General features: G+C 44.2%; 13 protein-coding genes. 10 read left to right on the plus strand and 3 right to left on the minus strand.

The window, feature by feature from the left end; genetic code table 11:
• Positions 1-76 precede the first annotated feature (76 nt).
• Complete coding sequence (locus HDCHBGLK_RS12635; RefSeq protein ID WP_009249253.1) at positions 77-802, plus strand: phosphatase; 726 nt, start codon at positions 77-79, stop codon at positions 800-802.
• Between the two features lie 64 nt (positions 803-866).
• Positions 867-1,166 carry a YerC/YecD family TrpR-related protein gene (locus HDCHBGLK_RS12640; protein WP_004607703.1) on the plus strand — a complete coding sequence of 100 codons (300 nt, stop codon included), beginning with the start codon at positions 867-869 and terminating at the stop codon, positions 1,164-1,166.
• Positions 1,167-1,189: 23 nt separating this feature from the next.
• Here HDCHBGLK_RS12640 and HDCHBGLK_RS12645 read toward each other — a convergent pair whose 3' ends face one another.
• On the minus strand, positions 1,190-1,801 hold the full coding sequence (locus tag HDCHBGLK_RS12645; RefSeq protein WP_004607702.1) for a DUF1836 domain-containing protein: 612 nt from the start codon (positions 1,799-1,801) through the stop codon (positions 1,190-1,192).
• A gap of 258 nt (positions 1,802-2,059) precedes the next feature.
• Between HDCHBGLK_RS12645 and HDCHBGLK_RS12650 the strand changes: the two genes are divergently transcribed.
• Entirely contained in the window at positions 2,060-2,821 is a 762-nt protein-coding gene (locus HDCHBGLK_RS12650) for a 4Fe-4S binding protein (RefSeq protein ID WP_004607700.1), read from the plus strand.
• 619 nt (positions 2,822-3,440) lie between these two features.
• Here HDCHBGLK_RS12650 and HDCHBGLK_RS12655 read toward each other — a convergent pair.
• Entirely contained in the window at positions 3,441-3,860 is a 420-nt protein-coding gene (locus HDCHBGLK_RS12655) for an Hsp20/alpha crystallin family protein (protein ID WP_004607698.1), read from the minus strand.
• 204 nt (positions 3,861-4,064) lie between these two features.
• Between HDCHBGLK_RS12655 and HDCHBGLK_RS12660 the strand changes: the two genes are divergently transcribed.
• The 7 genes from HDCHBGLK_RS12660 (at position 4,065) to HDCHBGLK_RS12690 (ending at position 12,222) form a co-directional block, all read left to right on the plus strand.
• Positions 4,065-4,463, plus strand: coding sequence for a DUF3783 domain-containing protein (locus tag HDCHBGLK_RS12660; RefSeq protein ID WP_009249251.1), 399 nt, complete (start codon positions 4,065-4,067; stop codon positions 4,461-4,463).
• Positions 4,460-6,691: a DNA helicase PcrA gene (gene pcrA, locus HDCHBGLK_RS12665; protein WP_004607696.1), complete on the plus strand. Its 2,232-nt coding sequence runs from the start codon at positions 4,460-4,462 to the stop codon at positions 6,689-6,691. Before HDCHBGLK_RS12660 ends, pcrA begins: the two co-directional genes overlap by 4 nt.
• Before the next feature lie 700 nt (positions 6,692-7,391).
• Positions 7,392-7,634 (plus strand): hypothetical protein, encoded by a 243-nt coding sequence (locus HDCHBGLK_RS12670; RefSeq protein ID WP_004607694.1) that lies wholly within the window; start codon positions 7,392-7,394, stop codon positions 7,632-7,634.
• A gap of 103 nt (positions 7,635-7,737) precedes the next feature.
• Complete coding sequence (locus HDCHBGLK_RS12675) at positions 7,738-8,673, plus strand: NYN domain-containing protein (protein ID WP_004607692.1); 936 nt, start codon at positions 7,738-7,740, stop codon at positions 8,671-8,673.
• 20 nt (positions 8,674-8,693) lie between these two features.
• Positions 8,694-10,076, plus strand: a complete 1,383-nt coding sequence (gene rlmD / locus HDCHBGLK_RS12680; RefSeq protein ID WP_004607691.1) for a 23S rRNA (uracil(1939)-C(5))-methyltransferase RlmD — start codon at positions 8,694-8,696, stop codon at positions 10,074-10,076.
• Between the two features lie 222 nt (positions 10,077-10,298).
• Positions 10,299-11,168: an RES family NAD+ phosphorylase gene (locus tag HDCHBGLK_RS12685; protein WP_233440674.1), complete on the plus strand. Its 870-nt coding sequence runs from the start codon at positions 10,299-10,301 to the stop codon at positions 11,166-11,168.
• 145 nt (positions 11,169-11,313) lie between these two features.
• Complete coding sequence (locus HDCHBGLK_RS12690; protein WP_004607689.1) at positions 11,314-12,222, plus strand: hypothetical protein; 909 nt, start codon at positions 11,314-11,316, stop codon at positions 12,220-12,222.
• 49 nt (positions 12,223-12,271) lie between these two features.
• Here the strand turns inward: HDCHBGLK_RS12690 and HDCHBGLK_RS12695 are convergent, their stop codons facing one another.
• Positions 12,272-13,582: a recombinase family protein gene (locus HDCHBGLK_RS12695; protein ID WP_330362651.1), complete on the minus strand. Its 1,311-nt coding sequence runs from the start codon at positions 13,580-13,582 to the stop codon at positions 12,272-12,274.
• Between the last annotated feature and the right edge of the window lie 12 nt (positions 13,583-13,594).

The following is a 13,594-nucleotide window of genomic DNA, read 5'->3' on the forward strand; positions in this document are numbered from 1 at the left end:
GATTGTGTAGAAAAAGAGAAGGGTATACTGTATAATATTTCCATGAGTGTTTAGATTGAAGAAAGAAGGTCCTATTATGAACATTGAAATTGACACGCATACCCATACGCTGGCCAGCGGCCATGCATATAATACCCTCAGGGAGATGGCGGCCATGGCTGCCGAAAAAGGACTTAAAGGACTGGCTATCACCGAACATTCTCCAAAGATGCCTGGAACTTGCCATATCTTCTACTTTCAGAACCTTAGAGTGGTTCCAAGAACCATGTACGGCATCGAACTGCTGATGGGCACGGAGTTGAATATTATGAACGAGCAAGGAGAAGTAGACCTGCCGCAGACTCTATTAAAGGAAATGGATATAGCCATTGCCAGCATGCATACACCCTGCTATGAGGGAGAGAAGACCACGGAGAAGATTACGCAGGCATATTTGAAGGTAATGGAAAATGAATATGTAGATATTATCGGACATCCGGATGATGGAAGATTCCCGGCAGACTACAAGGAACTGGCGAAGGCCGCCAAAAGGACGCATACGCTGCTGGAAGTTAACAATTCCTCGCTCCGTCCTACTGGCTTCAGGGTGAATACCCAGGAGAACTGCCTGAAGATGTTAAAAGCATGCAAAGAAGAAGGAGCCATGATCGTGCTTGGAAGCGATTCTCATGTGGATGTGGATATTGCTAATTGCCAGTATGCCGCAGAATTGGTAAAGAAAGCGGATTTTCCAGAAGAATTAGTGGCTAATTCCAGTCTGGAAAAATTGAAGGCTTCTTTAAAACGGAATAAAAAGGTATAGACTTTACAAATTTAGTGTGTTAAAATGTAACAGTAATGAAATTTGTTACAAAGGAGATAATATTATGAGTAAAAAGATTAGGACTGAGGCAGTAGATTATCTGTTTAGTGCTATATTAAGTCTGAAAGATAAAGAAGAATGCTATACTTTTTTTGAGGATATCTGTACGATTAATGAATTGTTGTCATTGTCCCAGAGATTTGAAGTGGCAAAGATGCTGAGAGAACATAAGACATACCTTGAGATTGCGGAGAAGACAGGTGCATCAACAGCGACCATAAGTCGTGTAAATCGTTCGTTAAATTACGGAAATGACGGATATGACATGGTATTCGAAAGAATCAAGACAAAAGAGGAAGAATAAAGAAGAAATAAGGCTGACTGGCCTTATTTCTTCTTTTTATCCTGAATCGGCTCAGGAAGATCATCAATTAACTTTTCAATCAGCAGTTTCTTTACGTATACGTCGAAACTCAGGCTGCAAATGAATGCGAAGAACTGCAAATAATCTTGCTCTGCGTCAGGGGCATCTGCAAAACTGTTAAGCGCCGCATTGTAGGACTTGGCAACATCCTTCTGCAAGTTCTCAATCCGGGATTTCTCCAGTTTGCAGATCTCTTCATAGATAGAAGTAATATTGAAGTCCTTGTGATTATCGAAATGTTTTTCTGTGATCGGCGCTAAAAGCGTCTCGATATCCTTGATGGAAAGAATATTTTTAAAATAGTATATGAATATCATGACCAGGACATGCTCTTTGGAATACTTCTTCTTAACCGGAGGCGGCAGAAGATTATTTTTTGCGTAATTGTTGATCATCGTCTTAGTCAGAATCTTATCGTCCTTATGTCTTTTGGTAGACTGAAGCTGTTCCTCCATAAAGGTAGTTACCTGATCCATGTATAGATCTATATTCGGGATATTCTCCGGTCTCACGTAATCGATTCGCGAGATGCTGAATAGAATGCTGTTCAGCATATCTTTTGTGTCAATTGTCATGTTAATCACCTCAATATAGATATTATATAGTATTAAAAACTAGATGACAAGGGCTTTTTGTCTCTAAGACAGTTTTTACCAGTACATTTTTAATCGGCTTGATTTTAGCGACCAATGTTGATATTCCAATTTTCATGGTTTATAATAGATAAATCTCAACCCGGCAAGCAGCAGTTTGACGGAACTGTCAAGATTTTGGAAGCAGGTAGAGCCTATGATGGAACTATGTCATAAGAAAAGTCAGGAGGAAATGAAAGTATGAGCGTATATTCAATATATTTTAGCCCTACAGGAGGCACGGAAAAAGTAATGGATATTCTTGCAGATGTATGGAAAGTGGATGCGCAGATTGATCTGTCCGTATTAGAAGATGATTATGAGAACTATCAGTTTAATCAAGAAGACATCTGCCTATTCGGCGTTCCGTCCTATGGAGGAAGGGTTCCGGATGCGGCGCTTGCCCGTATTCGGAAGATGAAGGCAGGAAATGCCTCGGCAGTCATGGTGGTGGCATACGGGAATCGCGCCTATGATGATACGCTATTGGAACTTAAAAATGAACTTTGTGAATGTGGGTACCGGGTAAAGGCCGCCATTGCCGCAGTTACAGAGCACTCTATTATGAGGCAGTTTGCAAGTGGACGGCCGGATCAGCAGGATGTAAAGGAATTAAGGGAGTACGCCCGCAAGATTCAGGATTCTATGGCTAAGCCTGGGGATGGGGAATTGAAAGTGCCTGGAAAAATGCCTTACAGGGAATATAATGGGGTACCCTTTAAGCCAAAAGCAAGGAGCAAGTGCACCAGCTGCGGCAAATGCGCGGCGGAATGTCCGGTAGGGGCAATCCCGAAGGATGCGCCGTCAACGGTAGATGATAAGAAGTGCATCTCCTGCATGCGCTGCGTGGCGATCTGCCCCTATGGGGCAAGGACGCTTGGAAAGGTAATGCTGCTTGCTGCGTCTCAAAAGATGAAGAAAGCATGCAGCGGCCATAAGGAGAATGAGTTGTTCTTACCTTAGAAAGTTCAAGAAGGGAAATGTTAGAGATGTTAAAAGCAGTGTCAGCTGCACGATCTGTGCCGTCGCTTCTGGGTTCATGCCCCGGCATTCGACGACACTGCCGGAAAAATTGGATTATATAGACAAAGATGCAGAGTAAGATTTGTGAAATATGCACATATATAGCAGAGGGAAACTTTGGTTACTTTATAACTTAAAAAGCCATTTAGAACATGATATAATGATTTAGAAATATGGTTGTAGTTTTTTCGTGAAGACCATGCACGAAAAAGCCGCAGCCTTTTTTTGTTGTCTTGTACTTGAAGGGGCCTTGCGACGATTATCGTCCAGATCGTATCGGCATTGCTTGCCTCATACTATCTGTTTCACACCAAATCTTTTCGCTTAAGATCATTAATATATTTGGAAGTGAAGATGGGCTGTACAATGAATTAGCCGTACTGTCTTTTTGAATATTCTTAAGTATGATAGCCCTGTGCTGCGTTCAGGATGCTGCGAAAAGAAGAATTCGGGAAAGAGAAGACAGTACTTGTGGAGGCAACATTGCAGCATAGTTAAAGCGGATGATAGAAAAAGACCCGGCAGCATGTTGGGCTGCCAGGCCTTTTCGTGAGGGGGATTATCCTTCAATCGCAATATACTTATTATTTTCGATTGCCTTCATATCTTCACTCTTTGGCACGGAAAGTTTCAAGATTCCATTTTCAAATCTAGCCTTGATGTTGCTTTCCTCTACATTCTCACCGACGTAGAAGCTCCGGCTGCAAGAGCCATAGTAGCGTTCACGGCGGATGTACTTGCCGTCTTTATCTTTTTCATCCGTATTCTTATCTGTCGTTGCGCTGATGGTCATATAGCCATCTTTAAGTTCTGCCTTGATATCCTTTTTGTCAAAGCCCGGCATATCAATGTCCAACTCGTAATGGTCCCCGGCATCCTTTACGTCTGTCTTCATTACACTACTGGATGCATGCCTGCGGAATGGAAAATCCATAAAGTCTTCAAATAAACTATCTCCAAAAATACTAGGCATCAACATAAGTCATCTCTCCTTTTCTATGTGAATGCTGTTTGTTTTACTTGTTCTACAAGTAATATAACAGATATAATTAGCACTGTCAATAGATGAGTGCTAATTTTTTAAAAAGCGGGCGACAAAATTTGCCATCAAATATCTGCCTTGCACTTCTTCTCCAAAGAACTTATAATAGAAACAGACTTTTTGGCGGAGGTAAAAACATATATGAAATCTACCGTATTATGTTATAATTTGAAAGGCACGAAAAAGGGAAAGCAGATTGCCATGATCTTTGGGTTTCTTGGATATAAGATACGCCATGTGGATAAAGAAGAGTATGAGGTTCCCATAGGCGTACTGGCGGGGTCAAGCAGTCAGGAGCAGGAGACTGCGCAATATGAAGGAGAAGGTTTTCCGGAAGAGATGCTGGTCATGCATGCCGCGACAGAGGACATGCTAGACAAGGCATTATTCCTGATGAAGAAGGAGAAGTTACAGGTTGGACTGAAAGCCATGGTGACTGAGACCAACCAGGAATGGACGTCTCTTGCGCTTCATGATGAGATACAGAAAGAGCATGAGTATATGAAACAGAGGAAGGAAGAAAGGAAACAGGAAGATTGAGTATATACGATACATTGAATGAACAGCAGAAAGAGGCGGTGCTTCATACAGAAGGCCCGCTTCTGATACTTGCCGGGGCAGGCTCGGGAAAGACCAGAGTGCTGACCCACAGAATCGCATATTTGATAGAAGAGCAGGGAGTAAATCCCTGGAATATATTGGCTATAACCTTTACCAACAAGGCGGCAGGCGAGATGAGGGAGCGTGTGGACAAACTGGTAGGATTCGGCGCGGAGAGCATCTGGGTAAGCACGTTCCATTCCACTTGCGTGCGGATCCTCCGAAGACATATCGATCTGCTGGGCTATGATAATAACTTTACCATTTATGACAGCGATGACCAGAAGACGCTGATGAAAGACGTATGCAAGCTGCTTCAGATTGATACGAAGATTTTTAAGGAAAGAGCATTGCTTAGCACCATCTCTCATGCCAAGGATGAACTGATTACGCCGGAAGAATTTCGAATCCGTGCAGAAGGCGATTTCAGCCAGAAGAAGATCGCTGAGGTGTATGAGGAATATGAGAAGCAGTTGAGGGCCAACAATGCCCTGGATTTTGATGACCTTCTTGTTAAGACGGTCCAACTCTTCCAGACGCAGGCAGATATGCTGGAATATTACCAGGAACGTTTCCGTTATATCATGGTGGATGAGTATCAGGATACGAATACGGTCCAGTTTGAACTGATCCGGCTGCTGGCTTCGAAGTACCGCAACCTGTGCGTAGTAGGCGATGACGACCAGTCTATCTATAAGTTCCGGGGAGCCAATATCAAGAATATCCTGAATTTTGAGCATGTGTTCGAGGATGCTAAAGTGATCAAGCTGGAGCAGAACTATCGCTCTACCAGCAACATTCTGAATGCTGCCAACGCGGTCATCCGCAATAACCGCGGGCGTAAGGATAAGACCTTGTGGACGGACAACGGGGACGGCGAGAAGCTGGAATTCCGCCAGTTCGATACGGCATACGACGAGGCGGAATATATCGTGGGAGATATCCGGGAGCATGTGGACCGGGGCGAATGTACATACAATGACAATGCTATCTTATACAGGACAAACGCGCAGTCCCGTATCTTTGAAGAAAAGTTCGTGAACGCTAATATTCCTTACAAGATCGTGGGCGGCATCAATTTCTACGCAAGAAGAGAGATCAAAGACCTGCTGTCCTATCTGAAGACGGTAGATAACGGCCAGGATGACCTGGCGGTGCGCCGTATTATCAACGTACCCAAGAGGGGAATCGGACTTACCAGCATTAACCGGGTGCAGGAATACGCCGTCCGGCATGAGGTGGGATTCTATGAGGCTCTGCGGGCCGTGGATCTGATTCCCAACATTGGCAGAGGGGCGTCAAAACTGGAATCCTTCGTGGCGCTGATTGAGCATTTTAAGACGGATGCGCAGGAGATGAGCATTTCCAGACTGATGAAAGAGATTATTGAAGAGACCGGCTATGTAGAGAGCCTTGAGGCTGAAGACAGCGAAGAAGCAGAGGCAAGGATCGAGAATATCGACGAGTTGATGAGTAAGATCGTGGCCTATGAGGATACCTGTGAGGAAATGAATGAACCGTCCACTTTGAGCGGATTCCTGGAGGAGGTTGCCCTGGTGGCGGATATTGACAGCCTGGATGAAAATAGCGACTATGTGGTGCTGATGACCCTGCACAGCGCAAAAGGGCTGGAGTTCCCACATGTATATCTGGCAGGGCTGGAAGACGGAATATTCCCAAGTTATATGACCATTACGGCAGATGACCCGGAAGAAGTGGAAGAGGAGCGAAGACTCTGCTATGTGGGAATAACCAGGGCAGAGAAGGCGCTGACGCTTACCTGCGCAAGGAGCCGGATGATCCGGGGAGAGACGCAGTATAACAAGATGTCCCGTTTCCTAAAAGAAATACCCATGGAACTATTGTCCACAGGGGCGGTCTTTGAGAAGGAAAAAGAAGAACCCGCCAAGCAGGCAGCGTATATGCAGGCCAGGCAGGCATTTCGGACGAAGGCATTTACAGCACCTAAGCCGGCCAGACAGTTTGGCACTCCGGCCGGGGACGGACCAGGGTATGGCGTAGGCGACCGAGTGCGGCATATGAAGTTCGGGGAAGGAACGGTAACGGCGATTGTGGAAGGCGGAAGAGATTATGAAGTGACGGTTGATTTCGACGGGCCGGGGACGAAGAAGATGTTTGCGACATATGCAAGATTACAGAAAGTATAGATATAAAAGACGAAGGCGGTGCCGCTCTGGAGGAGACGGCATCGCTTTCTTGTGTCAATAATGTATCCATGGTTTCTGAACAGCTGCCGGCTGTTATCAGAACCCTCAGCCTACGGTACAGTCTGCCGGATGACCTCCGACATAGGCTTCCTGAAGATGGTATAACTGGCTGAATGCCTCGGAATCCAGCAGCTGGGTATAGTTGATGGCTCAGCGACTCCAGCATTCCCATTTCTTTTGCGCAGGAAGTGCAGGAAGCATTCCACACATTTATAACGGTTAGTTCTGATTGTGTGAAAAGGCCCTTGGAGTCCATCTCATATCCGCTCAAAGTCTTTAATTTTATGTTGTCAGAGTCTTTTTCCTGTGGCTGCTGCCGTGTGTCATTTTTTGCGGTTTCATTCTTCGCAGCGTTATTTGCCGGTGCTTTTTAGTGTCGGTGCCGGTTTTCGCACTGCAGGCAGCAGTGAAGATTATCGTCGCCATGAAAAGAGGAAAAAGCATCCTTTTCGTTAAAAAAAGGTTACAGCCATACTGTAATAATAGAAGTTACAGAATGAGATGTCAATAGGTTTTTGAGAAAGTATGTGTCGGATAAAAATTATTGATTTTGGCATAAATATATAGTAATCTCAAAATGATAGTGTTATAATAAATACAATATTTGAACTTGCTATGATAGCAGAAAGGATGTGGGAGCATGAGTAAAGTAGAGGATATCATTGCAGCAACAAAATTAAGCGAGCTGGTGAATAAAAAGGAAGAAGACAGCCATTGTAAGACTGTTCTTTGGATTTTGGCAATCGTAGGAGCAGTTGCTGGAATTGCAGCGATTGCTTACGCCGTATATTGTTTCTTTACACCGGATTATCTGGAAGACTTTGAAGAAGACTTTGAAGATGATTTCGACGATGATTTTTTCAATGATGATGATCAGGTATAAGGGTTAACGGAATAGCCTGAGAACGCAATAGAGGAAGCAGGTTGGAAGCCTAACTGGTGTTAGAAGGGCCTCTTGCCTGCTTTTATCTTGGAAGGAGAAAAAGATGGACGAGCAATGTTATGCACTATTGATAGATGCGGACAACGTATCTGCCAAGTATATCAAGCCTATATTGACAGAGTTGTCTAAATATGGGGTTATCACATACAAAAGGATATATGGAGACTGGACGAGCACGCAGAATTCCAGCTGGAAGGAAGAACTGCTGACCAATTCCATAACGCCAATTCAGCAGTTCAGTTATACCCAGGGGAAAAATGCGACAGATTCTGCCATGATTATAGATGCCATGGATATTTTGTACACGAATGATGTGGATGGATTCTGCATCGTGTCCAGTGACAGCGACTTTACCAGGCTGGTAAGCCGCATCAGGGAGAGCGGAAAGATGGTGATCGGCATGGGTGAGAACAAGACGCCGGAGCCATTCAGAAAGGCATGTGATAAATTTACAATTCTTGAGAACCTGTTAAATGAGCAGGAGCCGGGAAGCCCGAAGACCGAGGATACCCAGGATACGCTGGGCCGGGAGAAGATCGAGATCGAAGACGCGATCATCAAGATGATCATTGAGAACCAGGACAGCAATAAGGCTACGGGCCTGGGCGAGGTAGGAAGCCGCCTGGTTAGCCTGTATCCAGACTTTGACGTTCGTAGCTATGGCTATAACATGCTGTCAAAATTCCTGGAGGAATTCACCAGAATTCAGCTGGTCAAGCATGGAAATATCGTGTCCGTAGCCTTGCGGGAAGACTGGGGTATGAAAGAAGACATTGACGGATATGTGGTTTATATTGTGAAGAAGGCTGGAAAAGACGGCATAGAACTCAGCACCCTTGGAAATAAAGTGTATGAAAAATATAAGGATTTTAAGATCAGCGATTATGGATATGCCCAGTTGAATCAGTATGTTAAGAGCATAGAACATATTAAGGTGGAACAGGTCGGCACCATATTGAAAGCAAAATATATCAAGTAAGGATAGAGGAGAATTACGGCATGAAAAATGGGCAGGTATACGAAGGAATCATTGAATCAGTAGACTTTCCAAATAAGGGGAAGGTATTCCTACCTGAAGAAGAAAGATATGTAATTGTGAAAAATGGAATTCCGGGTCAGAAGGTCCGTTTTTCCGTCAATAAGATAAGAAAAGGAAAGGCAGAAGGAAGGCTGCTGGAAGTGCTGGAGCCTTCACCTTCGGAGATTGCTCCCTCCTGTCCTCATTTTGGACAATGCGGGGGATGTACTTATCAGAATCTTCCCTATGAAGAGCAGCTTAAGATGAAAGAAGCACAGGTGAAGGCTATGATGGATGAGGCAGTTGAGGGAGATTACTGCTGGGAAGGAATCATGCCGAGCCCTGTAAAGGAGGCCTACCGCAATAAGATGGAATTCTCGTTTGGCGATGAGTATAAGGATGGGCCGCTGGCTTTGGGAATGCATAAAAGAGGCAGTTTCCATGATATTGTGAATGTAATGGAATGCCGAATCGTAGATGAAGACTATCGGAAAATATTGGCATGTACCCTGGGTTTTGCCAGAGAGACGGGGCTTCCTTACTACCATCGTATGCGCCATATAGGATATTTCCGTCATCTGCTGGTCAGAAAGGCCGTAAAGACCGGGGAGATCCTGATCGATATCGTGACAACGACAGAACATAACTTTATTGAAGAAGCAGGTGGAAATCAGTGGGTCAGCCAACTGCTTTCTCTTGAACTGGACGGAAAGATCGCCGGCATACTGCATACGAAGAACGATAGCCTAGCGGACGTGGTAAAGGATGATGGGACCGAGATTCTTTACGGGCAGGACTTTTTCTATGAAGAACTGCTGGGACTGAAATTCAAGATTACGCCATTTTCCTTCTTCCAGACCAATTCCCTTGGGGCGGAGGTTCTATATGAGAAGACCAGGGAGTATATCGGAGAGACCAAAGACAAGGTTCTCTTTGATCTGTACAGCGGGACAGGTACCATTGCCCAGATCGTGGCTCCTGTGGCAAAGAAGGTCGTAGGCGTGGAGATTGTCGAGGAGGCGGTGGAGGCTGCAAGGGAAAATGCGGCGCTAAATGGCCTGGATAATTGTACCTTCTGGGCAGGAGACGTTTTGAAGGTCATCGACGAACTGGGCGAGGTGCCGGATGTTATTATCCTTGACCCGCCAAGAGACGGCGTACATCCCAAGGCGCTTGAGAAAATTACCAACTTTGGCGTGGAGCGGATGGTGTATATTGCATGCAAGCCTACCAGTCTGGCCAGGGATCTGGAGATGCTACAGGGGAGAGGATACCGGGTGGAACGGATGGGATGCGTGGATCTCTTTCCCGGGACAGTGCATGTTGAGACCGTAGTCTTGATGTCAAGGGTTAAGGATAAATAGCCCTGAAAAGCCTTGATTTCAAGCCATTCTGGGTATTTGGCATCAGGAGCCGAAGCCTAAGAAGAACTCTCTGTGAGAACTTATCGACCGCACCGGCTCGGAGACGATTTTGATGATTTTCACATAGTTTAGGCTGTGAGTTAGATGTCAGAAATTGAGTTAGTGAATTAGATGTTTTTTGCCGCTGAGTGAGCGGATTGGATGTTAAGGAGAATTGGTGCTTTGGGACAGATATTTGATTTTTGTGACATTGAAAAAAGTGAAAAATCAATAAAGAGAACATGGCAGGAGTTCAGAAATGCACTTTCCAGAGGAGAGTTTTCTTTTAATGATATTGCATCAGCAAAGAAAAACACATTTCTGAAAGTTTATGATGACTTGTTTAATAAGAATGTTGGAATAGAATATAATACAGTTTTAGTTTCAGAGCTTGAAAATTATTGCGTAGGGAGAGGTACAGTTCTTGGAGAAGATGAGAATCCTGATTTTGAGCGTTTTATTCCGAAGAAAGAATTTATAAAGTCAGATAATAGATTTAGTCCTACGGGAGTAGAATGGCTGTATTTAGCAATAGGAAAAGAGGCAGATATACATGAATGTGCACAGGCGGAATGTCGGGCTAAATTAAATGATAGGTTTGGTTTTTGTCATTTTCAATTTAACGCCAATAGCACTTCGCTTAAATTAGTTAATTTAACAATCGCAGATGAAACGACATATATAGCACTGAATGATGGCTTGGAGGCTTATGGTCAGAAACAGGTTAAGAAAGGTATCAAAAAAGCTAAAGCATTAGGATTTATTCCAAGGAATAATGTGAATGTTGAGGAGTTTAAAAAGCTGTTCACTAAATGGGCAGTGTATACTTACTCAAAATTGCTTTCAGAACAGATATTTGAGCCACTTGATGAAAATGATGATAAAAGTTTGATGTATTTACCTTTTCAAACGATGGCTCAGTATTATATTTCGTTAGGATACGCTGGAATTATTTATGGTAGTACGGTTTCTAAGACTGGTAAGAATATAGTTTTGTTTGATAAGACAATGGCTCATCCAACAGGTTCCATTGAAGATTATAGAATTATATGATTCGCGATTTTTACAAAGCCTCCTAAGAATAAACAATAGGGGGTATTACGATTATGCGATGTGGATGTGATAGCAGTAGACGTCGTTCGATCTATTATCTGCCGGAAAGCTGCGCGGAGAAATAAAAGTTTGGAGGTGGGCTTTATTGCAACAGCTCGAACCAGAATTAAAGGTGGCATTATTTGACGGAAATGGAAAAGTGCTTTTTTCTCAGTCATACCTTGATTATGAAAGAGGTCATAGAGATCTTAAAATCATCTTGCCGGTCTATGGAAGAAGGCTTGGTGAGATATTAATTGATGAAACAGGAAGTATTTGTTTCGAAGATAACAAGTGGAAACTTGCTGAAATCATTACACTTGATCCGAATATTGCTGCGATGAATTTACTCGGGAAAATAGCAGAAGCTGTTATTGTAAGGGAATGCGCAGAAAGCATAGATACAAATAAAGAATTTTTTCAAAGAGCGAGAAGAACTGGAACGCAGATGAGGACTGCTGCTCGTTTTCATGCAGTAGGAACAGGATTAAATTCCACTAAAAATCGTTTTCCTCAAAGATATAATCCATCAGATCCTCAAAGAGATATTATTTGGCTTGATGATGATAATATTCCAGCTCTGATGTATGGAGCTTCTAACAGAGGCGCTGGGATCGAAGCTGGACTTCAAATAAAGGTAAGTACGGATGGAATGCGGTATATTTTAAATGACCTTCTGTCAAGAAGATATGAGGTGCCGCTGGTGTATTTTCCGCTTTACAATGATTTTGAGCGAATTGTAGATGCGCTTGCACGTAAAACAGTAAATGATCCAATTACAGACGAGATTCGCCCGATTAATATCGGAGAAGATTTTATTGATGTACGTGCTTTGGATTACGGCGTGTTTGATGAAGTAAAATCTTATCTTCCGCTTGTGCTTGCATTGATAAATGACGAGATAAGCCCACGGGATTTGGTATATGAGGCAACTCATAATCCATTGCTTCAAAATGCAGTCGTTTCAAGTGTATTGCAGGAATCTCCCAATACCGAACCAATAATTATTCATTAAGTACAAAGGCTCCCCATCTCAAAGAAGTTTCCAGAGGTGAGGAGTCCTTTTACTCTGCAATATCGACGCTGAAGCCTGACTTGAATTCGACAGTGAACCTATCCTCGTAGACGGTGATCTTCTGAATGAGCTTCCGGACGTCTGCCTCGTCAAATTCTGTAATGACGGTATCCTGCTCGGCGATGAAGTCCTGTAATTCTTTGATGCGGTTCATGGTTTCGGTGCGCCTATGGTCATCGACTTCCGAGTCCTTTTTCATTTGTTGAAGCCTAAGAATCTCGTCGGTCAGGGCATCATAGTTTTTCTGGTCACCGACTGCTTTGACGAGGTCTTTTTGCAGTTCTTCCAGTCTGGCCTGTATGCCGTCAGGCGAAAGCGTGTCAGTCGTGACAACTGCTCTGGCAATGTTCTCCTGCAGATGTTTTAGGAAGGCCTTTCTGCTGCTCAGGATCTGGTTAAGCGCCTTGACGGTTACTTCTTCGAGGACGGCTTCGTTGACTGTTCGGTTGGTGCAGTTCATGTCGGCAGCAGTAGGTTCCAGCCTGCTGATGCAGCGCCAGACGATGGATTTGCAACCGTGGTTGTTCCAGTGGACTCTCCGGTAAAGCTCACCGCATTCACCGCAGACAATGATCTGTGCGAAGCAGTGATTGCAGGAGTAAGTACGTTTCCTGCCGGATGGACTTTTATGTACTACTCGGCGGCGGACAAGTTCTTCCTGCACCTGCATGAACAGCTCTTTCGGAATAATGGCTTCGTGGTCATCCTCGACATAGTATTGAGGAACCGTGCCGTTGTTTTTGATGCGCTTCTTTGTAAGAAAATCCGTGGTGTAGGTTTTTTGCAGAAGGGCGTCACCCATGTATTTCTCATTCCTGAGAATCTTGTTGATGGTACTGGTGTGCCATTTTGTTTTCCCTGCTCCGGTAAGAATCCCATCAGCCTCAAGCCCGGCAGCAATCTTATCCATGCTGGAACCCTCAAGGTATTCTCTGTAAATGCGCTTTACGACTTCTGCCTGCTCCGGATCAATGACGAGCTTTCCATCCTCGCCTTTTGTGTATCCGAGGAAGCGGTTATGGTTGACGGTGACCTTTCCCTGTTGGTAGCGGTACTGGAGGCCAAGCTTCACGTTCTGGCTAAGCGACTGGCTTTCCTGCTGTGCTAAGGAGGCCATAATCGTGATCAGCACCTCGCCCTTAGCATCCATTGTGTTGATGGACTCTTTCTCAAAGTAAACCGGGATGTTCTTATCCTTGAGCTGACGGATGTATTGCAGGCAGTCGAGGGTGTTTCGGGCGAATCGGCTGATGGATTTGGTGATGATCATGTCGATGATATTGTCAATATTAGTTGACACATTTTTCTCAAG

Source organism: [Clostridium] scindens ATCC 35704, assembly GCF_004295125.1.
In the GTDB taxonomy this organism is placed as follows: Bacteria; Bacillota; Clostridia; order Lachnospirales; family Lachnospiraceae; genus Clostridium_AP; species Clostridium_AP scindens.

Excerpts from the sequence above, each read along its gene's own strand:
- HDCHBGLK_RS12635 (WP_009249253.1), top strand. The coding sequence starts at position 77 with ATGAACATTGAAATTGACACGCATACCCATACGCTGGCCAGCGGCCAT.
- HDCHBGLK_RS12640 (WP_004607703.1), top strand. The coding sequence starts at position 867 with ATGAGTAAAAAGATTAGGACTGAGGCAGTAGATTATCTGTTTAGTGCT.
- HDCHBGLK_RS12645 (WP_004607702.1), bottom strand. The coding sequence starts at position 1,801 with ATGACAATTGACACAAAAGATATGCTGAACAGCATTCTATTCAGCATC.
- HDCHBGLK_RS12650 (WP_004607700.1), top strand. The coding sequence starts at position 2,060 with ATGAGCGTATATTCAATATATTTTAGCCCTACAGGAGGCACGGAAAAA.
- HDCHBGLK_RS12655 (WP_004607698.1), bottom strand. The coding sequence starts at position 3,860 with ATGTTGATGCCTAGTATTTTTGGAGATAGTTTATTTGAAGACTTTATG.
- HDCHBGLK_RS12660 (WP_009249251.1), top strand. The coding sequence starts at position 4,065 with ATGAAATCTACCGTATTATGTTATAATTTGAAAGGCACGAAAAAGGGA.
- HDCHBGLK_RS12670 (WP_004607694.1), top strand. The coding sequence starts at position 7,392 with ATGAGTAAAGTAGAGGATATCATTGCAGCAACAAAATTAAGCGAGCTG.
- HDCHBGLK_RS12675 (WP_004607692.1), top strand. The coding sequence starts at position 7,738 with ATGGACGAGCAATGTTATGCACTATTGATAGATGCGGACAACGTATCT.
- rlmD (WP_004607691.1), top strand. The coding sequence starts at position 8,694 with ATGAAAAATGGGCAGGTATACGAAGGAATCATTGAATCAGTAGACTTT.